Genomic DNA, 25,101 nt, shown 5'->3' on the forward strand with positions numbered 1-25,101 from the left:
GAGTAGGCAGGAAGTTGATTGAGTGGCATGGCATTCGCCTGTGTAGAGAGGTGATTTTCAGGAGGGGCAATTCGCATGCCGGACTAACCGACGTCAAATCGCTGACATGTTCGGACTTGATGCATGTGTCGTACGACGGGCGGGCGGGTTCCGCTCGCGGCAAGGGGACGCTGTAGCGTTAAAGATTGGAACCCGGCGTCGTGCGCCCGTCACCCATGGCGAGCAGGGATACCACCATATTGCAGCGCGAAGATCGCATACCTCAGAGAGGGAGAATCACATGGCGAGCGTCAACGAAACCCCGCGGTGCGGCAGCACGCCGCCCGTTTCCCCAGGTGTGGATCGTACCGGCGGCGGCTTCGACCACACGCCCGAGCAGTACCGGCAACCCGGCGTCCAGGACGGCGACATCCGGGACGCGCCGGCTGCCACCGAGACCGGCATCGGCGGGCCACCGGCCGGCGGCAATGCGATCACCTTCCACAATGACGGCGACAAGCCGCTGCACCTGCGGTTTACCCAGAATGCGGGACTGGAAAGCATACCGGACCTGGTGGTGCCGCCGGGGGAAAGCCGGACAGTCCATTTCCCGCAGGGATGGTCCGGCAACTGGCGCAGCCTGGCCGGGGGCGGGGATGCCTTCACCCTGGGCGAGGTCGCCTTCCAGGGCTGGCAAGGGATGACGTTCTACGACGACAGCCGGATCGAGGGGAGCAATGCGGGCCTCACGATCGTGCCTGCCGGCGGCGGGCGCCTGACAGGCACGCTGGACAATCTGCTCGAGGGCGCGCCCGAGGACGTACTGGCCTACAACGCGGCGGGCATCCCATACGGCATACGGAAGAGCACGGTCAACGACATACAGGATCCGGCAGTGGTCGGGTTTCTCAACGAACGCATTCCGGACGGGATGGGTTACACCTATCCTACCGACGATTTGAGTACAGCCGGTACGCATGACACGCATCTGGTGGTGCGCATGGACGATTTTATTTGACGGAGTGCTGTCTCGGCTGGCCGGCAACGGCTGGCCGGCGAACAGGCACATGACATAGGCAGTGCGGCGTGGCTCAAAGCCGCGTTGCTAGTCTTGCATGTGACGGACCACAACATCTCCCCAGGATCGCGCTTGCAGAATTTCTACCGGTCCATCCGATACCCAAGACACTCCTTCTGCATCCCCCAGCCCGACGTGCATGCGCCACTGCCGCATTAGGCGATCGTCGCGTACGACCGGCACGGTTCGACAATGGCGCGCCGCCAGGTGCGCCAATGGCAGCGAAGCGCCAGGACCACAGCTACTGAATGTCTGTCGTCCATTGCACTCCGCTGCGTCTGCAAGTTCAACGCCAATCCTATAGATAGGGGCTCACATCGTCTTTTGAAGGAAGTCCATCTTCGTCTTCATCGAATCTGTTCATGCGGGTATCCCAGCTTGCGGCGCTCGAATTGGTGGCCTTTTCATCGATGTACTTGTCCATCGCCTTCAGCTCTTCCTCGCTCATCTTGCCGTCTGACCCGGCGAAGCGTACGTACATGGTATCCAGCACATCGGACCGATCCCCGAATTTCTCAAGGAACGCCTCCACAGCCTCGTACCGGTGATAACCGTCTCCAAGCCGGTTACGGAAGTCGTCGGCGTTCTTCACGACAGGAATGTGCCTGTACTCGTGATAAAAGCGTTCATCGATATATCGCCAATCTTCCTCTGACAATCCATCGTCGCCGATCAGGTCGGTAATGTATCGGTTACGCGCATCATGATCGACAGAACCATCATCCTTCACGAAGGCACGATTGACCATTTCAAGCCGATTCGCCTCGTGCAATGCCATCGACCCGACGTTATAGTCGTCGTCGTCCCCTATCATTGCTGTATTCAAGCGATTCTCGAGATCGTCGCTCTCCGACTGGGTCAGTTTTCCGCTCCTGGCCTTATCGATCTTCTCGTCCACTGCATCCCGTTCTTCCGCGTCGAGGATACCGTCGCCTTCCTTCATCCGCTTCAGCAACTCGTCCCGGAAATATTCCAGCGCGTTGTCATCCCAGTGGTTGTCCCGAAGCAGTTCGGTAAGTTCATTGTTCGTCATGCTGCGCAGGTTGACGCCGTCAATCGGGCGTCGGCCCCCTCCCCCCTCACCCTTCTCCTCGGGGGTATCAAGCACCGACGACAGGGCACCTGCTTTCTCGTCCGAGATCTTGCCCGCGCGCCCCTCGTCGATCGTCCTGTCAATCTTATTGCGCTCATCGTCCGTCAAGCCGTCGCGTCCGGCGCGCTTGGTGAATTCGTCGTGGAAGTAGTTCAGGGACTCGGCGTTCCAGTATTCGCTCTTGAGCAGCTTGATCAATTCATCATTGGAAAGTTCAGACAAGTTCTTTCCGTTGAGATCCTTCCTCTCCGGGGCATCGCCGTCGTCGTCCGGCTCATCGCCCGACACATCATCCGGCGCCTCGGTGTCCGTCTTGCCTAAGGTGCCCGCCACCGCGTCCGCTTTCCCGGCGGGCACCGGGCCGCTCCGGGCGCTGGCAATGGCGTCCTCGATGGTCTTCTTCTCGTCGTCCGTCAGCTTGCCATCCCTGGCCGCACGCTTCTTGAACTCGTCATCGAAGTAGTTCAATGCGTTCGCGTCCCAGTGCCCGTCCTTGAACGCGGCAACCAGCTCCTCGTCGCTCATGTCGGCCAGCCGGATATCCCCCAGCGACTTTCTTGGCGTGTTTCCGGGTGGCGGTGTCTCAGGGGGTGCGTCGTTCGCCGGCGGAGGCGCAGGTGGCGGGTCGTCAGGCGTATCCAGTGACGGAGGCGACGGCTCGTCCGGGGTAATCGGTGGCGGAGGGTTGGCATCCACGTCTCCTCCCAGGTTCGGATAGTCTCCATCGATCTCACCGAGCGATTCGTTCAGTTTCCCGTCGTCCCAAATGTCCAGCGCCTTCAGATTGTCCAGCGCCAGCTTCCTGACGGCGGGATCCGTCGAGTTCTTGTAGAGATCCAACCATGTCGAGTTGATCTGCATGACAGTAGCGTTGACTTCCATGATCTGCGATCTCCTGTAGCTGGCATGAGGGTAGATAGCACCGCGGCATGAATGAAATGCCTGCTATCGTTGTTCCGAAATCGCACGGCGCGCTTCGGCACGGTAGATGATTCCATCATCCGTTCATGCACTTGAGTGGTCCCGCCGGTGCAAGGGTTCCGTCTACTTCACGCATACGATGCGAAAGGAAGTGAAAGAGCGCCAGCGCACTGGCCACCGTTGTCCGTTTTGCTGTCGACGTGCCAGGGAACGAGAATCCTCGTTATTGCAGGGGACGCTCACAGGGAGAGAGCAGAGACGGCCGCTGCCGGCTGTGCCGACACGAGGAGATTGTAAGGGGCCGGCCTTTCTGTTCCCAAGCCTCCCTAAGGAGGGGCCGGATACTCGGCTATCGGTAACGGCTGTTAAGCCGCCATCGTATAGCGGTCGCCGTCGTTCGCGGACTCGCCGTACTGCCTGGCGAGGCCGGTCGCTTCGGCATAAACGTGGTTGACGTTTATGGTTTTGCGCTATTTACGTCAGGCGCCTGACGTGCTGTGTATCCGGTTACTTGTACCGCCTGTCGAAACCAGGTCACCCCCAGGGGATGGCGACGCTGCCATCGCCATCTGGTGGAGGTGGGGAGAATCGAACTCCCGTCCAGACCGCCGTTCACCTTTTATTTCCACGGACCTTGCAGCCCGCATACAGCAATTCGATACCTGCTCCGCGGCAGATGGCGCGCCGCGCCACCTTGCGTCCGCAACGCCGCTTCGGTCATCCGATCATCCTGCATCAATGCCCTCAGGCCGGCTCTCTCACCCGGTGTACAACTTTCCCAGGCGGAGAACGCTGAAAGACGTATGCCTGACATGGCGGTGGCGAATCAGCCGCAGCTTCTTCATCGCCGGAAGCTCTCCGGTGCGCGGCGCCGCTTATTCCGGCAATGGCGTGGGACCGATATCGGCGGGTGGACGAGATTCGTCTGCGCGGCCGACCGGCATCCTCGCCCCTGACGCTTCCGTCGTCCTTGTGCCACGCGGCACCCGCAGCCGTCGCATCCAATTATCCCGGCCACGTCTTGCGATCGAGCGCGCCGCACCGACCCCGTTCGCATGAACGCCGCCGCCGTGCGCACTGGCGGTCACCGCTGCACGCGACCCGCCTGCCGCTTTGTCCATGTTCCCAGTCACCCGTGCCCGAGTCCAGGCGTCGGGTGCCTGAATCCACCGTAGCGTGTTCGCGCGATCGCGGGCAGGGTTATAGGGTGGCGGTGCCGAAGGAAGCGTGACCGGATTCGGCGTCCGCGTGGCGACTCCTTGGTCCCGGTCCTGTTCGTGCGCATCCCACGCCGCCTGGACCCGCGACCATGCAAGGTTTCGAACGGTTGTATAGAGAGGAACCCTCATTGCTTCACCACATCACCATCGTGACGCCCCACGTTTGGATGTGATCCGCGCTGCATGACCGGTCGTCCTGGACCACATTGCGCCTCAGTTCGACTGCGCGGATTGTGCGCCGTCGTCCATCTTCTTGATCAGGTTGGAAAAGATGCTGAGAAAACTGATGTCGGTCTTGACCGCGGCCGCTTGCCGGACTTCTTCCTGCGCCGCCTCCCAGGTATCGACAAGGACTTCCTTCCTGTGCTGATCCACTGGCATACGTGTTTGCATCTGGTCCTCCTGTCCTCGCGGCCAATAGGGGCGGCCTGGTTCAGCGCTGCTACTGCTGGTCGTTGATCGTCTTTGCCATCGTCGCGAAGGTCTTGATCTTGGCGAGCGAGTGCGCCTGTGCGATCGACCATAGTTGAAAGTCCATCGCCTCATCCCCCGCTTCACGCAGCTCCTTCACCGCGGGGCTCGTCTGCTGGTAGCGCCTGTCGTTGTCCAGGAAGTCGCTCTTCTCGATCGACATGGTCCTGCCTTTCTTTCCAAGGATGGCAAGGATACGGCTTGCCGCTACTACTTGCCGGTCACGCTGTCACGGATGAAGCTGTCGTTGTTCACGTGGATATTGGTGATCATCTGCTCCAGGGAGAAGACGTCATGCGCCGCGCGGACGCGCTTTGTCTCTTCCGCCCGCTGCAGGTATTCCTCGATGACCCGCCTCGCTGTTTCGGACATGGCGGGGTCCAGTCCCGTCACGAGTTTCTTGTATCGCTCCTGCGCGGCGGCCCAGCTTTCGAGGCTCTGCAATCCGTGCGGCGTATCGCTCGACGGCTGTCCCGGCATCTCGCCGTCCCTGGCTACGGTACGTTCGATGTCGGTGTGGGGCATATGTTTCATGATGGCTCCTGGTCATATATGCACGTATCCCGGGTTGCGTCTGAACCCGGGAACGGGCGCCTCGTACGAAGTCGTCTATGCTTACTTGCCGGCCTGCTGCTCAAGAAAGGAATTGAAGGTCTGCGAGATCGCGTAAAAAATCCGTTGCAGGGCATATGCGTCATGCGCCTTCCTGACGATGTATGTTTCCCCGGCCTTGAGGATATATTCCCCTGCCGTTGCGATACCATTCCCGCCCGCCGCGCCGACGATCGCGTTAGCCATGCTGACCTCCGAAAAAAAGTGCAGTACCCGTCGTGGCGTCAATCTCGGCGGCATGCGCGAGGGCACGCTCAGTAATGAAAACATTTTCCGCGCCCGCCAGAACCGATCGATTGCAGGTCGACGACCGTTGGTCGTCCGCCTTCGACACTCCTTGCACATCTGTGGTCGGACGCGGCTGTCAGTTCCTTTTTCAATGACGCGGGACTTTTAAGCCGTCGTTGCGCACCAGAAAGTCTTTGCATTAAAGCTGGATAATCCGATACGATAGCGAGGCAAGGCCGCCGTACAGTGCGCCGGCTCCTCCGCCAATGGAACCGCTCTCCCAACATGTTCAGGTGATCCATGTCCGACGATTTCTCCATCTCGCGCGATCTGCTGCAAGACCTGATCGCCCTGGTCAATTCAGGGCAGACGTTCTCGGATATTCATATAGAGCCGGACATGCCCATTATGCTGAAGACGCCGCGCGGATGGCGTCAGGCGAGCGATGAGCCGGTCGCGCTGGAGGATATGGTCCCGCTGCTCAGGGGCATCGACGAGGACTGGGAAGACAAGATCATCGACCATGCGATAGACCGGCCGTTTGTCCTCACCCAGTTTCGCCTGCGCTGCAATGTCTACCGGACGTCCTCGGGATCGAAGGTGGCGATCTCGATACGGCGCCTGCCGCTCCACCCGATTCCGCTCGAGAAGACAGGACTTCCCGGATACGTGAAGACCATGCTGGAGCCGACGAAAGGCATCATCCTGGTCACCGGCCCCACCGGTTCCGGCAAGACGACGACGATGGCGTCCATGCTGGAGCACATCAACGCCACGCGCAACGCGCACATCATCACGATTGAAGAACCGATCGAATATGAATTGCGCCGCAAGCAGTCGATCATCTCCCAGAAGGAGGTCCCGGTCGACACGGCCAGCTTCTCCTCCGGCCTGCGGGAGGCGTTGCGCCAGAAGCCCGACGTCCTGATGGTCGGCGAGATCCGCGACTTCGACACCGCCGATACCTTGCTGCATGCGGGAGAATCGGGCCACCTGGTCCTCGCCACCATGCACACCAACAGCGCCATCGGCGCGATCACGAAACTGCTCGGCTTCTTCGCGCCGGAGCAGCGACAGCAGCGCGCCGCCATCCTTGCCAACGCGCTTGTCGGCGTCATCTTCCAGAGCTTGCTGCCCGACGAGAACGGCGACGATTTCGTGCTCGCCAGCGAACTCATCTTCAACACCACCCAGCAAGTCAGCCCTTACATCGCCGACCCCGAGAAACTGCACATGATTTCGGATTTCCTCCGCAGGAAGACCGACAACATGTCGCGCAGCCTGAACGACGTCCTGGCGCAGCTCGTGGTCAAGAAGGCAATCAACCAGAAAGATGCGATGCGCGCCGCGTACAACCGCCTGGAACTGCATGAGATGTTGAACGCGAAGCGCTGACGGACGCAGCGGGCTCGACCGCCCATTCAGCCCGCTGCAATTTCGATCCGGTTCCGTCCCATGCGCTTGCTGCGGTAGAGCGCATTGTCCGCCGCCGCAATCATCGACATGACGTCCGATACCGAAGATGCCGGCCCCGATTCGACGACGCCGCCCGAGAAGCTTGCAGTGAATGAGGCATCTCCGGCACGGTGGCTTATCCCCTGGAATTCCGCGCGTATCTCGTTCAGCACCTCCGCCGCGGCGCCAGCTGTCGTCGCCGGCAGAATCACGGCAAATTCCTCGCCGCCGTAGCGGCCGACCACATCCCCATGACGCAGCCGGCTGCGCATCAGGCGCGCGATACTGCGGATCACCTGGTCGCCGGCCGGGTGGCCGTACAGATCGTTGATCTTCTTGAAATGATCGAGGTCGACCATGGCGAAGGCAAGCGGGCGGTCTTCCCGCCGCGCGCGCGCAATCTCACGCTCCAGCTGCTCCTTGAATGCAACGTGGTTATACAGGCCGGTCAGCCGGTCGCGCATGATCAGCCCGCGCAACGTCCGGTAACGTTCCATGCGGCTGGAAAGCAGCACGATGAGTTCGGCCGCCGGCACCGGTTTCGTGACATATTCGTCGGCCCCGCTGCGGATCGCGTTCTGGCGCGCCTCCGGGCTATCTTCACTTGACAGCATGATGACGGGGATGTCGACGAAGGCGCTGTCCTGCCTGACCAGCGCGGTCAGGTCGCCGGCACTGCATTCGCCGTTGTCGACGTCGATGAGCACGGCGTCCGGCCTGAACTGATCAAGCAGCCGCAGTATGTCGCCCGGGCGCCGCGACCGTATCGTGTCCATGCCCGCGACTGCAACCACGCCGTCATAGTACGCTGCCTGCCCGGCACTGCTGCAGACCACCAGCACCCGGAATTTCTGCACCGAACGGGACATCGTCGCAAGCGCATCCAGGCGCTCGGCCAGCCTGCCCATGTCCAGCGGTTTGTTGAGATAGCCGTCTACCCTTGCACGGGCCGCCGCGAGCCGGGCCTCGAAATTGTGGCTTGCGGAGAGCAGCAGCAACGGAACCGTGCCGCCGCTGGCGGCGCGTACACAGGCCGCGTCCCCTGGCGTGAGCGTGACGCCGCGGTCGGGCGAATCGACGATGACGCACACCGGCAGACGCTCTGCCATCATCAGCAGCAGTTCATCCAGGCTGTCGGCGATCCCGATCTCATATCCCATGGATTGCAGCTGCATTGCCGCGTCCATGGCATAGAGCAGGTCATGCCGGAGCAGGTAGATCAATCGGTCCGGCCGCGCTGCCGCCACTGCGCCGACCGGCGCCTGAACAATGCATTCCGGAGTCCCGCGATCCTGCACCGCGAGATGATTGTCAACCATTTGTCCTCCCTGCTTTTAACTCACGAATCATCGCCGGAACTGCGTCCTTATTGATTCAGTGAGGCAGGGTCACATTTAGTTCCATCCGAACAAACTCACGGATTGAACAAACGTATATATCGGTTACCGGCGGTATTCAAACGATGAAATTCCCATTACTATATCCACGGAAAATAAACCGCCGGCGCGCATCGGATGCGCGCCCACTCCGACTGCCTCCGCAGCCCGCTTGAAACGCCTTCCGTGCCTCGCACACGTTCAAGACACGTATGAGTATTGCAGTGTATATCCGCAACGAGTCGTTTCTCGATCACGTTCGACGGGTATTGCTGCGCGCCGGCTTCAAGTGCGAGCATTTTGCGACCGAGATTGCGTTCATGCGCGGCCTTCGTCGCAGCGAGTTCGAGCTCATCCTGATTGACGTTCCGGTCGAGCCCAGCGACGATGATGCAATCCTCTCCTGGTTGAATTGCCGTCCTGTCGACAATACCCCCGTACTGGTGACCTCGCCCCTCAAGAATGCCTTTGTCGCGGCGCTCTACCTCAACAGCGGGGCGGACGACTTCCTGTATCGTCCGTTCGAGCCGATAGAGTTCATTGCCCGCACGCACGCGCTGCTGCGCCGCGTGCGCAGGCGCAGCGCGCGCACACGGATCGAACTGGCCGGTTTTCATCTCGATCGTGAAGCGGCACGGTTCCAGTATCGCGGGGAACCGATCGAACTGACGCCGCGCGAGTTCAGCATCGCCTGGCTGCTGTTCTCCTCTCCCGGCGTCTTCATTTCGCGGGAAACCATCAGCGTGACGATCTGGAGCACCGACAGCGAGGTGGCGGGGCGCACGATCGAGCAGCATATCTACAAGCTGCGCAAGAAGCTGTGCCTGGGTCCAGACCGCGGTGTCGTACTGCGCACTGCGTACAACCAGGGCTATCGGCTCGAGGTGCTGGACAAGCCCCAGGACGACGAAGGCCTCGCCGGCTGAACGATCGCGGTCAGGGGGCGGGAGGAAGGTTGCGGTACACCTTCCGCGCGTACAGGAGTTGCAGTTCGGGATTGCGGGCATTGTATGCGCCCACGGCTTTCCAGGTATTGCCGAACCTGTCCATGTTCTGCGCCAGCACCCATGCTCCCACATGAATGCTGGTGCATGGATCCCAAAGCTGCTCCTCCTGCATCCCGAAGCGGCGCAGCACGGGGAGCCAGCTGCTGTTGATCTGCATCAGGCCGATGTCGTAGGTGCCGTTCCTGTTGACGTTCCTCGCCATCGGATTCAGATTCGACTCTGTCCTGGCGATTGCATAGAGCAGCGAGGGGTTGACGCCGTAGCGCGCCCCTGCCTCTTCCCAGCATGCCAGGGCCGGGGCGCACAGCAGTCCGCCGCCCAGTACCAGCATGTGGCGCGCCGTCCGCGCCAGAACCGACGACAGCCTCGCCATGCTTCCAGCCCTTGCCCGGCCGGCCCTGTATGGTCTGCTAAGGCATGTAGGTGCCATTGGGGTATCTGAAGGTATTGTCGGCATAGCAGCTCATGATCCGGCCCGCGGGGTCGTTCACGACGGTACCGGTGGGGTACTCGATCCAGGTGCGGCCGTCTCCCGAGCGAACATAGTTGCAGGCGGTTCCCGGCGCGAATTTGGTGCGGATCTGGTACTCGCCGGACTCCTCCCACAGGCTCGTGACGCCCCCCGCCACGTTGGCGTCCCCGGCGACGGCGACATTCTTCTTGGCGGTAATGTCGTCGCCGACGGTCAGCGTGGCATCCGCAGTGACAGGGCCATGGACGTGAAGCGATCCGGTCGATCCCACCGGCGGCCCGCCAATCTGGGCGCTGGCGAATATGTTCGGTCCACCCCAAGCGGTCATGCTGTCAAGGACGTGCAGCTCCTCGATGTTGGCGCGCTCGGCCACGTTCAGCTCGTCGAGATCCAGCCGGCCGTTCTCGTCCACGGCGAGCGCGCGCCAGCGCGCCGGCACGCTGACGGGAGGCGCGCTGTAGGCGAATGCCCGGCCGATGTCCCGCACCAGGACGACGTCGCCGTGCTGTGCGGGTGGCAGGTCGGCAAAGGTCGCAACCGAATCCTTCCAGGACGAGGAGCTGGTCCAGACCCCGGCGGTGCCGCAGACCAGGAGCCGCCTGCTTGCCGCGTCCACGGCGATGGCTGCGGAAGCGCCGCAAGGCGAGCCGGCCGCCACGAGCGCGGCGGCAGTCATGCCGAGTGGCGTACGCATCTGATTCAGTTCCGGCCGCCCGTTCACCACGTCGCGATACAGGAAGTCGCTCGCGAGCTGGCCGGGTCCGTCGTAGAACAGGCTGGAAGCAAGGCGACCGCCGTCCGCCGCAGCCCCGGTCAGCACATGCGCGCCGCCGCCGCAGGAGACGGCGCGATACGGCGTCGTGTCCAGTGCCCATGACGCACCGCGCGCGGTACCGCTTTCCAGCGCGCTGATATACCCTCCGCCCTGACCGGCGGAAAGCGCGACCGCACGTAGGTTCTTTTCGGGGATCGGCCGTCCTCCGCGGGTTACCACCAAAGCATCGAGCTTTCCGGCAGCCGGCTGGCGCACCAGGACGCACGCGTCCTGCCCGTAGCTGTTGGTCAAGGCAAAGCCGGAGGACAGGAAATTCGCCGTCTTCAGCTGCGCGACGGTGACGGGAACGACGGCGGAAGCGGAGTCGGTAACAAGATCGGCATAGTTCGCCGCAATATACCTGCGGGCGGCCGCGGCGAGCTGGCTCTGCTGCTGTGCCGCCTGCTGTCCCCTGGCGTCTTCCAGCGATGTGTCGATCATCTCGACCAGTCCGATGATCAACAAGGTACCGACCGCGATCGCGGCCAGCATTTCAAGCAGGGTCAACCCGTCCTGTTTCCGGCGCATCGCGTCTCTCCTCATTGGCGCGCCCCGATCCAGACCGGCGCATTGTCCGGCACGCCGCGCGTGCTCAGCGCGGCGAGCGAAATCGTGGTCTCGCCATAGACGGGCGAGTGCAGCTTGCCGCCTGCCTGCTTGTAGGCACCCACCAGATGGGAGTTCTTCGACAGCGCGGCGAGTTCGGACTGGATGTTCACGGGAGGGAGCGTATTCGCGTAGACGTAGATGGTGCCGGCAGCGTCGCGGTAATTCCGCCAGATCACGCCCGGCTGGGTTTTCAGTGCCGACCATGCGGGCAGCAGGTTCGCTGCTTTCAGGTCGTCCAGGCTGACGCTCGCATTGGTCAAGTCGTTGAGGGTGTAGTACCGGATGACCGCCTCCCGATACACCGCCATGCTCTCGGCCAGGTCCGCGGCCTTGCGGTCGGCAAGTCCCTCGAGCGGCTGTTCCACGCCTCGCATGTAGAAGGCGGCGAGGGCCGCCATCACGCTGACGATCAACAAACTCCACATGTGGCCTCCCGTCACCCGTTCCCGAAGCGCTCCAGCGCGCTTTCGCTGATCATCGTCGCCATCTGCTGCCGCATCACCGAGGCCAGCTGTTCATACTCGCCGCGCCGCAACAGTGCCCGGGGCGCCGGCGCATCGTCAAGGAACAGGAATTCCGACTCCAGCTTTGCCTTGTGCCGCGGCGGCCGCGCAATCTGCAGGTGCAGGATGCCGGCCAGCCCCTCCGAGAGCAACACCCGCGCATTGTCGGCGCCAAGTCGTTCACTGGCCAGCGCATGCAGCTTGACCAGGCATTGCAGGATGTCCTCGGACTGCAGGGTGGCGACCACCAGCGGGCCGCCGATGGCGGCTTGCAGGACTGCCGCCGCCACCGCGGGCGTGCTAACTTCATCGACGAGGACCATGCCGGCGCCATTGCGCAGCAATCCGCGCAATGCAGCCGGGAAGTGTTCCTCGCCGGTGGACGGGAAGCTCGTCTGCAGGCAAAGCCCTTCACCATGGGGACCGGCAAGGGAAAGCTCGACGGGATCCTCCACGGTGACCGCGAGTCCCCCATGCAGCAGCAGGCGCTCCTTCAACAGGGCGCCGGCAGTTGTCGTCCTGCCGGAGCGCGGGCCGCCGCAGACGATGAACAGCCCGGAAAGAAAGCGTGCGGTGATGCGGCGCACGTAGGCCGGCGGAATGCCGGCCGAGGACAGTGTTTCCGGTTGCCCGGGCAGCCGCCGCAACAGGAAGATTCTCCCCGCCGCCGTCAGCAGGGGCATGCCGCGATAGCTCACCTCGTCGTGCAGGACGCGAAACGCCGCGTGCGGCGCTCCCCCTCTTGCCGCCGCGTCCTCGCATGCCGCCGCCAGCAGTGCCAGCTCGTCATGCAATGCATGATCGAGCGGAAGCGCGGAGATGGCGAGGCCGGACACGCCCGAGAACCAGCTTTCCAGGCGTGGATGCCCGAGGTAGAGATCCGAGAATTCCAGGTCGCGCAACCTGGAAGCCCGGGCGATGCCGTTCATCGGACTCGCGTCGCTCACGTTGTCGCAGGCCGCCGCCGGCGTTCAGTTGGACGTAAACGTCACGCTGTTGGTCGCGGCGTTGCACACCGCCGACGCATCGGCGGGCGGCAGCGGAAAGACGTTCTTGCTCACCGAACCCTGGGCGATGCTGGTCCAGCCGCTCGCACCGCTCAGTGCGTTGACGCAGACGTCCTGTGGCATGTTGTTGTACACCACCGAGAACGTCGGCCCGCCGCCGGACGGACCCGCCAGGGTCACGGCGCCGCCCCAGGCATTCGTAATCGTCGATGCCGTGCTGTTGACCACCAGGGTCGACGGTACCGCCTTCGCGGCGATGACCGTGGCGGCCACGCCGGTTTCCGGATAGGTCTGCCCCGCATACAACTTCTTGACCGCGGTGCGCAATGCGATCAGTTCCTCGGTGGTCTGATTGGCCTTTGCACTGGACATCGCGCCGGTGAGCAGGGACACGGCACCCAGCACCACGATGGCCGCGATACCGAGGTAGGCGATCCCTTCCAGTAAGGATGCGCCCCGCTGGCGCGAAAATTTCGCTCTGCAGGGCACTCCGGTTGTTGCGTTGATGACGTTCATGACAATCCTCCCCTTCAAAAGTTATCGCCCGCCCCGGGCAACCGACGCAAGTTCCTGCTGGATCCCGAAAAAGCCGATCACCAGCCAGCCGATCACGACCGCAAGCAGGATGATCGCGAAGGCATTCAGCACCTTCATTTGCGCAGAAACCTGCTCTATTCCCTCCTCCATCCATTCGTCCGCGAGCAGCTTGAGCGCCTCGGCGAACCCCCGGTACTCCGCGTACACGCACAAATCGTCGACCACCTCCGGTGACGGAAAGCCGTAACCGGCATTGCGCAGCGCTTCGCCGCAGTTCAGGCCGGAGCGGACGCCGAGCAGCGCGCCGTCGAGCCTTTCGCGCATCCACGGAGAAGCCAGCATGGAAAGACGCACCAGCGAGCGTTCCACCGTGATGCCGGCGGACTGGAGCGCGGAGAACGCCATGAGGAAACTGGTGCCGGAGATGAGCCGGTAGATGGAATACGGCGCGTAGCGGTCCGCGACCACCCGGGCGCCGCCGCGCCAGCGCGGCATGGAGGCGATGATCGCCAGCACCATGAACGTCAGCGCCGCCACGAGAATCAGCATCCAGTCCTGCACGAGTTCGGACATCAGGTACAGCGACCTTGCCGCCCCTCGCCACTGTGCGGGGTCGACGATGCGCGTGAACTGCGGGATGACACGCGTTCCGAAGAGATAGACATAGACGAACACCATGACCAGGATCAGGGTCGGATAGGTGATGCCGGCGACCACCACCGCGCGTATCTTCTTGCTGGCCGCGACAACTTCGGTGACTGCCAGCAGCGTCGCTTCCAGCCGGCCCGACTGTTCCCCGGCCATGATGATCATCTGCTCACTCCTGGGCACCCACCCTTCCAGCCCCTCGGACAGGAGGCGGCCGTTCTGCACCGAACGCCGGCAATCGTCGAGGATGATGGCCAGCGGCTCCCCGGGTTTTTCGCCGTTGCGGGAAGCACGCTTTCCCAGTTCATCCAGTATCTTGAGCAACGGCAGTCCGTTGGCAAGCATCTTGGCGATCTTGCGGTACAGGCGGAGACGCACGCCGTCGCCGAAATGCGCCCTTGCCCACAACCGGTTCGCGTCAAAGTCCACTGGCCTTCTCCACCAGGCTCAGCTGCACCGCCGTCGGTGCGGCACTGGTCGCCAGGTGGCCCACCACCTGCTCGGCCATGCGGGGGTCGATCAGGCCGGCGGCAACCTTCTCTATGGCGTGATCGAGGATGGTTCGCCCGTTGAGATTCTTGACCCAGTGTTCGACCGCCTTGGTTTTTTCCCCCATGCGCACGCATCTGAACAATTCGTCGTCCGGGATGATGACTTCCGCGAGCACCGTCCTGCCTGTCGTCCCCGCATGACCGCAGGTGGCGCATCCCTTCCCGGCCACCGAGATCCTGCTCATGTCGCCGTTGACGGCGTTGCGTATCCTTCCCAGGAGCGCGGGCGACAGACGGTCCATCTGGTTGACGATGGGTTCCTTGCAATCCGGGCACAGCAGTTTCACGAGACGCTGGCTGACCAGGCCGGTGACCACGGTATGGTCGGCGACCAGGCTCAGCGGAAGACCGAGGTCGACCAGGCGGTCGATAATTGCGATCGCGCTGTTCGCATGCACGGTCGTCCACACCTGGTGCCCGGTCATCGCCGCCCGTAAGGCGCTCTGGGCGGACGCGCGGTCGCGGATCTCGCCGATCATGATGGTGTCCGGGTCGAGCCGCATCGCGTTGGAAATCGCCGCGGAAAACAGGCGCGCGCGCTCCTCTTCCGTCGGCGCATTGGTGACGGCCGTCTGCACCGCGCCGTCGATCGGATATTCGACGGGATCCTCGACCGTGAGCACGTGCAGCTTGCCCTCGGCCTGCAGGATCTGGCCGGCCAGCGCGCGCTGCAGCGTGGTGGACTTTCCCGAGCCGGTCGGCCCGCTCAGGATGTTCATGCCAAGCGGCTGCTCCTTCAACTGCTGCAGCATCGCCGCGTGGGCGTCGGAGAAGCCGAGCGGACGCAGGTCGATGTTGTCGCCCGCGTCGTTGTACAGCAGGCGCAGCACCATCAGCACGCCCTCGCTGGTCGGGGCGGTCGCGATGCGGACGCCGTACAACCTGGCCGGCAGTTTGTCGCGGTCGGCGATGCTGGCGTCCTGCCGTTCCGTCGGCTTGTAGGCGTTGTCGGATACCGACGTCATCGCCCCGTAGAGCGTGGCCAGCAGCCTTTCGCCGTGCTCCCGCGTCTGCTCCCCCGCGAGCACCAGGTCGTTATGGATCCGGAAGAAGATCTCGGTGCGCGTTTTCCTGACCCGGATGTGGACGTCGGAGGCACGCGCGTTGCAGGCCTTGTTCAGCAGTTCCTTGGCCGTCACCTGCATCATCGAGTGGCTGCGCTCGCCCGACTCGCCCGCGTGGCTGGCGTAAGCGCGGCGGATGATGTCGATGTCCACGTACTCCAGCCGGAACGGCCGCTTCATCCTTTCCAGTCTCCCGGTATAGGAGAGCACATGCGCATTCAGGCGATGTCCCTCGGCGACCAGCAGGCGGCCGTCGGACAGGAGGCAAAGCAGCTTCTTCTCCTCGTCGCTCGCTTCGAGGTCCCCGATATGGCTTTGCACCGTCGCATCACCAAGCATGCTCTTGGAGAACCGCCCGCCGGCGCCGCCCAATCCGGATGTTTCAACAGTGTTCATCTTGCTGGTCCTCTCGGCGGCGCGGGCGGCAATGGCGGAATCGGCGGATAGCCGGCCGTGCCGGAACCGCCAGCCGCGTTGCCGGGCGCGGCGCGGTCCGCCATCGCCAGCCTTCCCGTCTTGCCCGAGGGGTCGCGGACGAGAACCTCGTTCGAGCGTATCGACACCACGCGGGTGCCATCACTGAGGACGGTGCCGGGCTCGACGTCGACCGTGCTGCCATCGCGTGTCTGCAGGGTTGCATACATGCGACCGCCCAGTCCCTCGATCGCCCGCACCACGGTGTCGCTGCCGGGCGGGAAATGCGCGACCGTCGCGCCCGTCCCCTGCTTCAGCGCAATCTCGTTCTGCTTGCTCAGGATGTTCGACTGCACCTCGAGCTGCCTTTCGCGCGCCTTCAGCAGCAGGGTCTCGGCCTCGATACGCGTCAGCGCGTCCGCGGTGGTTTCGGCCAGCGGCATGCCCGGGAGCGCGGCGATTGCCGCAATACCGATCCAGCGTCGATTACTTCGCATACATCACTCCTTCGTATGACCACTCGCCGTCCCGGTAGGACAGCTTGTCTATGCGCACGCCCGGGCGGCTCAGTACCTCGGCGACGGTGCCGGGAGCGACGCCGCGCGCCTTGACAGAAAGGGCGATGGTCCGCCAGGGCGGCCGCGACGCGGTGGCGCCCTGGGCCTCGGTCACCACCGCTTGCGGCGCGAGCCTGAAACCGACCTGCATCAGCTGCAGCGCAGACTGTACGGCGGGAATCAATCGTCTTTCTTCCAGCAGTGCCTCCGCCTTTCCAGGGGTGGTAGCGACCGGCTGTGCAAGCGATGCGCGCTCGCCGCCGAGTTCGATCTGCGCGCCGGGCACCTGCTCGAGGAGAAAGGCCGGGGTGGATCCCGCCCTGCTCCATACATGAATGGCCTGGGACGCCGTGCATTCGTAGCCCTCGAGCTGCCAGCCGCCGGGGGTCAGGTGCCGCAGGCCGGTCGTGCATGCGCGGATCAGTTCCGCCGGCGCCGGCTTGGCTGCCCAGGGCTGCAGAAAATCCGCCTGCGCGCCTTTTGCGAGGAGCGTGCGCCGCATCTCCTCCATCGCCGCCTCCCTTTCCTTCTCCTCCCGCTGGCGCTGGTAGTGCTGCCACCCCATCACCCCGGCGCCGACAAGCAGCGCGACCGCGGCGGCGACGGCCGCGGCGCGGTAGGACTGCTTGTTGTCCACCTGGCGCAGGCCCCACCACTTGTGCGACTTGACGCTGCCGTCCTTCTTGCGCGGTATCAGCGTCTCGATGCTGCGCACGTTGAAATTATGGAAGCCGTAGTCCGCAAGTTCTTCGTCACCGATGACGGCGTTCCAGCCGCCGAGGCCGTAGTCGCTGTGCAGCCTGTCCAGCACTTCTTCCTTGGTGCCCGCAAAGTCGCCGTTGGGCAGGAAGCTCGCGTCACGCACCGCGAAGTACACCCAGTGCCCGTCGGGCAGCTTGAACGCGCCCAGCCAGTTGTGCACCGGCTGCTTGTCGCCGTCGTAGTACGCCCCCTCGACCGCCAGTGCCTTGGACACGACCGCCGCAAGCGACGAGAGTCCCTTGCGCGCCCCGTCGCGGCTGTGCGCGAAGCCGGCCTGCGCGGCCGTGTGGTCGATGCGCAGCACCATCATGTCGAAGTCGATCTTGCGGGCAAGGTCCTTTGCTTCCTTCGCCAGCTCGCGCGGGCGGGAAAGCGCCTGCCAGAACAGGCCGCAGACGAACTTGTGCTTGTCGATCTGCGTGACGTGGAGGGCCATGGCGCGCTCCGTCAGGTACCGGTCACCGTGGTGGGCGTGATCAGGATGACGATCACATCCTTGTTGGCGCCCGCCTTGAATCCGCCTCCCAGCAGCATGTTCCGCGGCTCGCCTACGCCCTGCCGGTCGAGGTTCTCGTCGATCTGTTCGAAGCCGCTGATCACGAGGGTTTCATTCGATCGCATCGCCACCCTCTGGAGGAAGCTGCGCGTGTCCAGCTCGGGGGTCTCGATGCGGTTGCTCGTGTCGCCCACCGGCCTGATCTGCCGCAGCGTGGACAGGTCCCCGGAGAACTGCAGCAGGACCGTGCCGTTGGACAGCACGTTTGGCAGGACGCTCATGTTGAATCCGGACGTGACCGTTCCCGGCGTGAGCGAGGTCACGGTGCCGACCTGTGCCACGACGCTGGTTTGCGTCGACTGGAGATAGCTGGTCTGCCGGGCGACCTGGACGGGCACCGGCTGGTTGTTCAGCGTGACCACGGAGGCGGTCGTCTGCCGCCGCACCTTGCCCTGCCTGGACAATGCGTCGATTACGAGCGCCGAGCCGGAGAAGCGCGAGGATCCGACCACGCCGGCGGTGAAGGAGGTTGCTCCGGGCAGCGAGGTCGCGAAGCGGTTGACGATGTCGTACTCGCGATGCAGCGTGCGATAGACGAGATCCCAGTTGATGCCGTATTCATCGTTCTCGGCGAGGCTGACGGAGAGAACGGTCACGTTGATGACGACCTGGCGCGAAAGCACCTTGTTCTCGTGGTCGATGAAGGCGGCAATCTGGTCGAGCGATTCTGGCGTGTCGACAACCGTGATCGCGCCCGTGGCGGGCGATGCGGAAACCCTGCCGTAGGGGGAGAGCATCGTGCGGACCGTGCTTTCGACGCTCGAGAACACTGACAGCCGGGAGGCGACGGTCGTATTCTGGCTGTTGTTGGCATTGACGCCTCCGGTCGCGCCGCCGCCGCCCCCGCCGCCGACGCCGCCGGTCGCCGAACTGCTTACGCCGCCGGTGGAGACCGCGCCGCTCACCACGTTCGCGGTGAAGGCGGAGTCGCCGGGAATCGCCGCGATCTGGAAGGTGCGCGGCTCGGTGTGGAACAGGCGGATCACGCCGTCTTCGTACTTCCACGACACCCCGAAGCGGGCGACCGCGGTATCCAGCAAGCCCTTGAAACTGCCTCCCGAGTAGGCGATGCGCACCGGCGCGCCGGCCGCCTGTCCGCTTGCCGCCGGGAAGGGAGACGGCGCCGCCGCGCCGGACGGCGGGGGGAGGCGCGGCATTGTCATCCGCGGCGATGGCTGTGCCGGTTGTGGCAATGGCATTGCCCCGTTCTCCGTTCCGCGCGCAGTCGCCGGTCCATACCCGAGCACTTCGGGAGCGACCTTCACCGGTATGCCGGAGCGAAGCGTGATGCGCTCGGCAAGTTCGGCGAGCGAGCTGACGGTGCGATCGAAGGTGGCGGGTTCATGGAAGATGGGTGGCAGGGGTTTGGCGGCGAGCGGCACCACGCTGCGTCCGATCCAGATGCCGTCCTCATGCGTTATCGCGGGGGCCGCCTGTCCGCGCGCGTCAGGCACGACCCTGCCTGCGTCGCCCGCCAGCGCGGACGCCTTCGTCGCGGACTGGTCCACGCTCGAGGCGACCTTGCCGGACAGGCCGGTGCATCCCGCCGCAAGAAGTCCGAGCGCAACGACTGCCATGCTTGTGCGCGTCATCATTTCTCCCCTTTTGCGACGATGCGCAGGACCTGGTTGCCCGAATAGAAGATGGCGCGTGCGGGCGCGCTCGTCTCCTGCAGGCTGCGTGCGACGGTCGCCACGGCGTCTTCGAACGAGCCCTGCAGCGTCGCGCGGCTCTCGATCGGATAGTCAACCTGCAGTTCCCATACGAGCTGCCACCCGGCGGATGCGGCCCAGCGGGCCAGCGTGGCATGAATGGTCCCGTCGCTCGGGGCGATTTCCCATCGTGCGGGCGGCGACGCCGCGCCGTTTAGCATCGCTTGCGGGGAGGGGGCGGAATGCGGAGCGTTTGCCACGCTGTGTTCGGACCGGGAAAGCACGCCGGCTGCAGCAAGCTCTCCTGGCGCAGGCCTGCCTGCCGGTTCGGCAGCTGCGGTGCTGCCGGCGGCTGCCGTCGAGGAGCGGGACGGTAGCGTCTGAAGCGAGAGCGCCAGACGAAGGGGCGCGGCAATGCCCTGATCCTGCCCCGCACCGGGCTCTTTCCCTGCCGCTGAGGTGCAGAACAACAGCAACGCTGCCGCCGCTGGTAAAAGCGTCGCGACGCTGCAACGCTTCCACTCACCATATTCCTTCAACATCTGGACAGCCTCCCCACGTTAGGTTGCGCTTGCTCCGTACCCTGAAGAACCACTCTTTTGGAGTGAAGCGGTATATTGCCACAGGTCAACTAACATTTGAATGCTAATTCTAAAAATTGTTCAGGCGTCAGCATTTCAGGAAGAATCGCGTGGGCTTGCGCGTCCACCGCCGCCCCGGCGACGGAACCAGATGACCGCGTTTCACACTCACCTGCATGACCCCTGGTTGCAACCGGGAACCTGACCCGGGCGCGCCGTCCATCGGGACCCCGGTCGCATGCAGAGGAGCAGAACAAGAATGGATACGACAATCCACCGCAACGCGGCCACCTGCCGCAACATCCATTTCAACCTGCACCTGCAGCCCTTTGCGGACCACATGACGCTCGACCCGACGGAGACCAGGGTCATGGTGCGCGGCCAGGGCATCTACCTCTGGGACAGCAGCGGCATGCAGTACATGGATGCCTCCTCGGGTGCGTTCTGTACCGCCGTCGGTTATGGAAGACCGGAGCTCGTCGAGGCGGCGGCGCACCAACTGACGCAGCTGTCGTACTGCACGCCCTTCTTCAATACCGTGCACCCGGCCCTGGCCGAACTGACCGAGCAGCTTTTTGCGCTGCTTCCGGACAGCTTTGGACGGGTCACCTACACCAACTCCGGCTCCGAGGCGAACGACGTCCTGATCCGCGTGGTCCGTCGGTACTGGGATGCCATGGGAAAGTCGTCCAAGAAGATCCTCGTCGCGCGCAGCAATGGCTATCACGGCTCGACCGTGGGCAGCGCTTCGCTCAGCGGCATGGCAACGATGCATGCGATGGGCGATCTTCCGATTCCCGGCGTCTGTCATATCGACCAGCCGTACTGGTATGGCTACCGCGGCACGCTGGACGAAGACGCGTTTGGCTTGCAGCTTGCCCGGGAGCTGGAGGAAAAGATCTTGACCCACGGGCCGGAGCGCGTCGCCGCCTTCGTCGCGGAACCGATACAGGGCGCGGCCGGCATCATCATTCCTCCCGCCACCTACTGGCCGGAGATCCAGCGCATCTGCCGCAAGTACGATGTACTGCTGTGCCTGGACGAAGTGACAGGAGGCTTTGGCCGCTTCGGCAAATGGTTCTCCTGCGCGCATTTCGGACTGGAGCCCGACGCGATCACGTTTGCCAAGGGACTGACGTCAGGCTACGTTCCCATGGGCGGGCTGGCCGTCTCGCGCAAGATGGCCGACGCCGTTGCCGGCGCCGGCATGTTCGCGCACGGCCTGACGTTTCAGGGTAATCCGCTGGCCGCGGCAGTCGCCTGCGCCAACCTTAGGCTGCTGGGGGACGGCGGCCTGGTTGAACGCGCCGGCAGCGATATCGGCCCCTACTTCCAGCGCCGTCTGCGCGAGACCTTCGGCGCCCATCCGCTGGTCGGCGAGATCCAGGGTGTCGGCCTGGGGGCGGCCTTGCAGCTCGCGCCACCGGGCAAGCGCAAGCTGGGCTTTGGCGACGAGACAGTCATCGGAAAGTTCTGCATGCAGATGGGAATGGAGGAAGGCTTGATTTTCCGCTGCTCGCTTGCGCGGCTGGCGGTCGCGCCTCCACTGATTGTGACGCATGCGCAGGTCGACGAGCTGATCCGCCGGCTCGCCCGCGCCGTCGACCGCACACACGCGGCGATCGAAAGCGCCTAGGAAAAAGCGCACCCTCGCTGCTTCCCGCCACGGCGTGTCGTCGCCTGGCGATCTCCCGCCTCTCCAAGGGGCGATGGAACCCGCCATAGCCCGCGGTCACTCAGGCGAGGTAATACGCCGCTCGCCCTGCATTGCCGGGCATCCCCCATCAGTTCAAGGAATCACGCCATGCCCGATATTTCAGGTTCAGCTGTCATCGCCACTGTCGCCCAGTTTCTCTGCTGTCGGCCGCGCCCGCACGGAAGTCCGGAGAGCGGCAGCAGCACGGACGCGGTTCCCGCCGCCCCCTCCCAGCTTGCACCGTCGTCGCCAAGTCATCACAGGACATCAAACGATTTCCTCAACGGGTTGAGACACCGCGGCGACATCGACGTACCGTCCCCGGACGGACATGGCAGCAACGGAACGGCCGCGCCTTTCCTGGCGCGCGCGGACTCCCTGCCCGACGATGCCGCGGCATTCGCCGTCGAGGTTCACGCTCTGCTGCGGGATCTCATCAGGAACACGCCGGAGGTACAGCGCCAGGCAGCGATGCACTTGCGGACACGCCATGGAGACCGGCTGTCCACGCTCGCCAACAAGGCCATTGACTGCCTGGTCTATCGCGCCGATGTGACAGAGCGCTACCACCCAGAGCAAGGCCTGCCGAGGCAGTATGGATGGGAGATCAGTCCGGTCAGGCGCGGGGTCTACGATATCCAGATTGCCGCCCTGCGCGCCAAAGGCGGCCTCTCCTATCCGCTCTACCGCATGCCTCGTCTTGACCAGTTGGCCGCGGAGGTGGCGAGGCAGGCGCATGACCCGGAATGGGTCGAGTGTGCCGGCCTTGCCATCGCCCGGATGGGCGGCTTCTTTCACCAGGTCGCTGCCTTCTTTCGGATACATCGCGCGGCCGATGCACCGCCAGCGGTCGATATCGTGGTTGTCGATTCCGAGGGAAGGGGCGAAGAGATCACCTTGCAGCTCGCCGATGCCTTGCGCGACAAGGGCGTGGCGGCCCGGGTTGCGGCGGTCAATGCGCGGACACAGTTTTCGCCGGCCGGTTGCCCGGTATTCAGTGCCTACAATGTTGCCTGCATGGGAACCGGATCCGGCGACGACGATGCGGCAACAGAAGGCGCGGGCGGGCACCGGCTTACCCTTGCGTCCCACCTCGCGGACACGCTGTGCGCGGGGCACGGCGGCGCCGGCCCCGCGGGCGGCGAAGCGGCGGTCCGGCGCATCGTCGTCGATGGCAAGGAAGTGTCGGCGCCGTCCCTCTATCGGGTTTGCCAGTCGGAGAAGCGCCTCAGGGAAGTCTTTGCGCCACCGGCACTCGATCCGCTGCTCTCCGCGTTCTACCGGCAAAGCGTCTCTGTCCTGCGGCGCTCCCCGCAAGGCGAGACCGTGCGGCAGGCGAACTTCCTGCTCGAACGCACGCACGAAGAACAGGTCGGCTTGATGCTGGACTATCTGGACGACCTGCTGGCGCTCGAGCCCGGCGCAGGGGCGGCGGCCTTCCAGCAGGCCGTCCGCGAGGTGCGGCAGTCGTCGCTGCATGACGACGATGACCTGGCCGCGGACCGGGCGTGCGCGGCCAGGCAACTTGCCGACGAAATCGGGCAAGAGGTCATGTGGACCGACATCTCCCCCGTGCTCGCCGATGAGGAGAGGCGAACCGCGTTGCTCGCCCTACTCGACGGCGGCCTGTCCTGCTCGCATATGCGGCTCGGCTATCTCCAGCGGGAAGGCTATCCCGTTTTCTCGAGCTGGAAGATCGAGGACGGCAAGACCTGGCTTTGCGACGACCGTTACTTCCATGTGCACGACGAACGCAAGCCGATCGAAATGCCGGTATCGGCCTACATGCAGGCCGATACCGGGATCCGCGCCGGCGCGCAGTACAATTTTCTCGCGGTGCCCGCCCCTCAGAGCCGAAAGTGGGACGATGTGCTGCAGGTCTGTGAAGTCAACATCGCGCTTCCCCGCGCGCGCGGATGAACACCCGGTGACTGACGTCGGCCACGGGCAACCCGACGACCCTTCAGCTTCCCTCTTCCGACATGTCCTCCCCTGCGTTCCCGCCATCGGCATCCGCCTCCCTGCCCTTCGCTTCACGGCGCCGTTCCGCCTCGGTCGCGAACGCGGCTTTCACCGCCTCGGCTGCCGCCGCGAAGTCAGCCCGCCATTCTCCATTGGCGGCCTCGAGGCGGCAGGCGCCACGGGGCAGGGATTCATCCGGCTTCACTTCCCATTCCAGCTCGGGCAGCAATCCGACCGCATCGGGATGCACATGCAGCACGGCATGGACAAGACGGGGCGGCGCTTCGCGCAGGACGCGGCGCAGCGCCGCCTCGATCTGCGCGCGGGGAGTCGATTTCAGTACAACGTGGTCGAACGTCTGCTTGACGAGGTCCACGACAATCTCCTGGGCGCGGCCGATCAATCGGGCATGGGTCTGCTCAAGTTGCAGCAGCAGGTCCGCGGCCTTCCGCATCACTTCCTGCTCGGCCTCGCGCACGCAACGTTGCGCCTCGTCCTGCGCGGTTCGCCGTATTGCCTCGGCATCCTCCTGCGCCTGCTGCCGTATCCTTTGCGCGACAACGCGCGCATCGGTTGTCAGTTGCAGATCGCGGCAGCGCAGGATGCCGTTCTCCAGGCGCAGCTGCGCATCGGTCGCAATCTCGTCAACGAGGAAACTGTTCATCGCCCTTCCATGTTCTCGTCCGCCGCCACACGCCCGGCGCAAATCTCCCAGCAGCGGGCCGCCCGCCGCGTTTCCGCGACCGCAGGTTCCGCCGGCGCCTTCGTCGCCAGTGCAAGGGAATCGACCCTGTCCCTGGTCTCCGCCGGGACGAGCAGCCCAAGGCGCGGCCACAGGCCCGGGAAGGAAAGTTCGAGCCGGCCGGCAAGCTCGACCAGCCCGCGCACGACGGCGGGCTCACCCCGGGGCAGATCCGGCGCCACCGCCCGTAACGGCTGGATCGAAGCGACGCTCATGCACCACCGGCGCGCACCGACATCGAGTTCACGGAGCACGGTGTCGTCGCGCGAGCGCGCGGCCAGCAGGCCGGCAAACAAGGCTGCGACCTGCATCAGACGAGCGCCATCGGTCGTCGCGGCGACCCGCCAGGCCGGATCGTAGCGGCGAGGGATGGCGGCGGGCAATCCCGCCGCTGCACACCACAAGCGGTACGCGTCTCTCTGCCCTGGAATACTCTGCATCAGACGGGCGTATTCCCAGTTGACGCTGCCGTACGACCACGGCGAGAACCACCAGTCGAGGAACGAATCGGGCAAGGCCGCATGCATGTCCATG

Annotated in this window: 24 protein-coding genes and 1 other RNA gene; 5 read left to right on the forward strand and 20 right to left on the reverse strand. The window is 64.2% G+C overall.

What is annotated here, in order from left to right:
* Positions 1–280: 280 nt before the first annotated feature.
* A complete protein-coding gene (locus VIM12_RS13335) occupies positions 281–997 on the forward strand; it encodes a hypothetical protein (RefSeq protein WP_331942143.1) in 717 nt (238 codons plus the stop codon).
* A 358-nt stretch (positions 998–1,355) separates the two neighbouring features.
* On the opposite strand, the gene VIM12_RS13340 is transcribed toward VIM12_RS13335, so the two are convergent.
* The 6 genes from VIM12_RS13340 to VIM12_RS13365 form a co-directional block, all read right to left on the reverse strand.
* Positions 1,356–3,032, reverse strand: coding sequence for a hypothetical protein (locus tag VIM12_RS13340; protein ID WP_331942144.1), 1,677 nt, complete (start codon positions 3,030–3,032; stop codon positions 1,356–1,358).
* 394 nt (positions 3,033–3,426) lie between these two features.
* Positions 3,427–3,735, reverse strand: a transfer-messenger RNA (tmRNA) gene (ssrA, locus tag VIM12_RS13345).
* Positions 3,736–4,504: 769 nt separating this feature from the next.
* Positions 4,505–4,684, reverse strand: coding sequence for a hypothetical protein (locus VIM12_RS13350; protein WP_331942145.1), 180 nt, complete (start codon positions 4,682–4,684; stop codon positions 4,505–4,507).
* A 49-nt stretch (positions 4,685–4,733) separates the two neighbouring features.
* The gene (locus VIM12_RS13355; RefSeq protein WP_331942146.1) at positions 4,734–4,925 is read right to left on the reverse strand and encodes a hypothetical protein; all 192 of its coding nucleotides are present in this window, start codon (positions 4,923–4,925) and stop codon (positions 4,734–4,736) included.
* Positions 4,926–4,972: 47 nt separating this feature from the next.
* Positions 4,973–5,296: a hypothetical protein gene (locus VIM12_RS13360; protein WP_331942147.1), complete on the reverse strand. Its 324-nt coding sequence runs from the start codon at positions 5,294–5,296 to the stop codon at positions 4,973–4,975.
* Between the two features lie 81 nt (positions 5,297–5,377).
* Positions 5,378–5,560, reverse strand: coding sequence for a hypothetical protein (locus VIM12_RS13365; RefSeq protein ID WP_331942148.1), 183 nt, complete (start codon positions 5,558–5,560; stop codon positions 5,378–5,380).
* Positions 5,561–5,902: 342 nt separating this feature from the next.
* On the opposite strand from VIM12_RS13365, the gene VIM12_RS13370 reads away from it, so the two are divergent.
* Positions 5,903–6,997, forward strand: coding sequence for a type IV pilus twitching motility protein PilT (locus tag VIM12_RS13370; RefSeq protein ID WP_331942149.1), 1,095 nt, complete (start codon positions 5,903–5,905; stop codon positions 6,995–6,997).
* Positions 6,998–7,023: 26 nt separating this feature from the next.
* Here VIM12_RS13370 and VIM12_RS13375 read toward each other — a convergent pair whose 3' ends face one another.
* Complete coding sequence (locus VIM12_RS13375; RefSeq protein WP_331942150.1) at positions 7,024–8,376, reverse strand: diguanylate cyclase; 1,353 nt, start codon at positions 8,374–8,376, stop codon at positions 7,024–7,026.
* Between the two features lie 269 nt (positions 8,377–8,645).
* Here VIM12_RS13375 and VIM12_RS13380 point away from each other — a divergent pair, with 269 nt between their 5' ends.
* Positions 8,646–9,359: a response regulator transcription factor gene (locus VIM12_RS13380; RefSeq protein WP_331942151.1), complete on the forward strand. Its 714-nt coding sequence runs from the start codon at positions 8,646–8,648 to the stop codon at positions 9,357–9,359.
* Positions 9,360–9,369: 10 nt separating this feature from the next.
* Here the strand turns inward: VIM12_RS13380 and VIM12_RS13385 are convergent, their stop codons facing one another.
* Genes VIM12_RS13385 through VIM12_RS13435 form a run of 11 tightly spaced genes read right to left on the reverse strand, consistent with a single transcriptional unit; the run spans position 9,370 to position 20,128 of the window.
* Positions 9,370–9,813: a lytic transglycosylase domain-containing protein gene (locus VIM12_RS13385; RefSeq protein ID WP_331942152.1), complete on the reverse strand. Its 444-nt coding sequence runs from the start codon at positions 9,811–9,813 to the stop codon at positions 9,370–9,372.
* A gap of 37 nt (positions 9,814–9,850) precedes the next feature.
* Positions 9,851–11,254: a shufflon system plasmid conjugative transfer pilus tip adhesin PilV gene (pilV, locus tag VIM12_RS13390; protein ID WP_331942153.1), complete on the reverse strand. Its 1,404-nt coding sequence runs from the start codon at positions 11,252–11,254 to the stop codon at positions 9,851–9,853.
* 11 nt (positions 11,255–11,265) lie between these two features.
* Positions 11,266–11,760 carry a type IV pilus biogenesis protein PilM gene (gene pilM, locus VIM12_RS13395; protein ID WP_331942154.1) on the reverse strand — a complete coding sequence of 165 codons (495 nt, stop codon included), beginning with the start codon at positions 11,758–11,760 and terminating at the stop codon, positions 11,266–11,268.
* An 11-nt stretch (positions 11,761–11,771) separates the two neighbouring features.
* On the reverse strand, positions 11,772–12,785 hold the full coding sequence (locus VIM12_RS13400; RefSeq protein WP_331942155.1) for an ATPase, T2SS/T4P/T4SS family: 1,014 nt from the start codon (positions 12,783–12,785) through the stop codon (positions 11,772–11,774).
* A gap of 24 nt (positions 12,786–12,809) precedes the next feature.
* On the reverse strand, positions 12,810–13,361 hold the full coding sequence (locus VIM12_RS13405; protein ID WP_331942156.1) for a type 4 pilus major pilin: 552 nt from the start codon (positions 13,359–13,361) through the stop codon (positions 12,810–12,812).
* Positions 13,362–13,382: 21 nt separating this feature from the next.
* Complete coding sequence (locus VIM12_RS13410) at positions 13,383–14,459, reverse strand: type II secretion system F family protein (RefSeq protein WP_331942157.1); 1,077 nt, start codon at positions 14,457–14,459, stop codon at positions 13,383–13,385.
* Positions 14,449–15,984 carry a GspE/PulE family protein gene (locus VIM12_RS13415; protein WP_331942514.1) on the reverse strand — a complete coding sequence of 512 codons (1,536 nt, stop codon included), beginning with the start codon at positions 15,982–15,984 and terminating at the stop codon, positions 14,449–14,451. The genes VIM12_RS13410 and VIM12_RS13415 overlap by 11 nt, the downstream gene beginning before the upstream one ends.
* A gap of 53 nt (positions 15,985–16,037) precedes the next feature.
* Positions 16,038–16,556, reverse strand: a complete 519-nt coding sequence (gene pilP / locus VIM12_RS13420; RefSeq protein ID WP_331942158.1) for a type IV pilus biogenesis protein PilP — start codon at positions 16,554–16,556, stop codon at positions 16,038–16,040.
* Entirely contained in the window at positions 16,546–17,814 is a 1,269-nt protein-coding gene (pilO2, locus tag VIM12_RS13425; RefSeq protein ID WP_331942159.1) for a type 4b pilus protein PilO2, read from the reverse strand. The genes pilP and pilO2 overlap by 11 nt, the downstream gene beginning before the upstream one ends.
* 11 nt (positions 17,815–17,825) lie before the next feature.
* On the reverse strand, positions 17,826–19,529 hold the full coding sequence (locus VIM12_RS13430; protein ID WP_331942160.1) for a PilN family type IVB pilus formation outer membrane protein: 1,704 nt from the start codon (positions 19,527–19,529) through the stop codon (positions 17,826–17,828).
* Positions 19,526–20,128, reverse strand: a complete 603-nt coding sequence (locus VIM12_RS13435) for a toxin co-regulated pilus biosynthesis Q family protein (protein WP_331942161.1) — start codon at positions 20,126–20,128, stop codon at positions 19,526–19,528. The genes VIM12_RS13430 and VIM12_RS13435 overlap by 4 nt, the downstream gene beginning before the upstream one ends.
* A 298-nt stretch (positions 20,129–20,426) precedes the next feature.
* Between VIM12_RS13435 and VIM12_RS13440 the strand changes: the two genes are divergently transcribed.
* Positions 20,427–21,803, forward strand: a complete 1,377-nt coding sequence (locus tag VIM12_RS13440; protein WP_331942162.1) for an aminotransferase — start codon at positions 20,427–20,429, stop codon at positions 21,801–21,803.
* A 348-nt stretch (positions 21,804–22,151) separates the two neighbouring features.
* The gene (locus tag VIM12_RS13445; protein ID WP_331942163.1) at positions 22,152–23,783 is read left to right on the forward strand and encodes a hypothetical protein; all 1,632 of its coding nucleotides are present in this window, start codon (positions 22,152–22,154) and stop codon (positions 23,781–23,783) included.
* Positions 23,784–23,826: 43 nt separating this feature from the next.
* On the opposite strand, the gene VIM12_RS13450 is transcribed toward VIM12_RS13445, so the two are convergent.
* Both VIM12_RS13450 and VIM12_RS13455 read right to left on the reverse strand, forming a co-directional pair.
* A complete protein-coding gene (locus VIM12_RS13450; RefSeq protein WP_331942164.1) occupies positions 23,827–24,489 on the reverse strand; it encodes an HrpE/YscL family type III secretion apparatus protein in 663 nt (220 codons plus the stop codon).
* Positions 24,486–25,100, reverse strand: a complete 615-nt coding sequence (locus VIM12_RS13455) for a hypothetical protein (protein WP_331942165.1) — start codon at positions 25,098–25,100, stop codon at positions 24,486–24,488. The genes VIM12_RS13450 and VIM12_RS13455 overlap by 4 nt, the downstream gene beginning before the upstream one ends.
* Position 25,101: the final 1 nt, after the last annotated feature.

This window comes from Noviherbaspirillum sp. (assembly GCF_036563305.1).
Classification (GTDB): Bacteria; Pseudomonadota; Gammaproteobacteria; order Burkholderiales; family Burkholderiaceae_D; genus Noviherbaspirillum.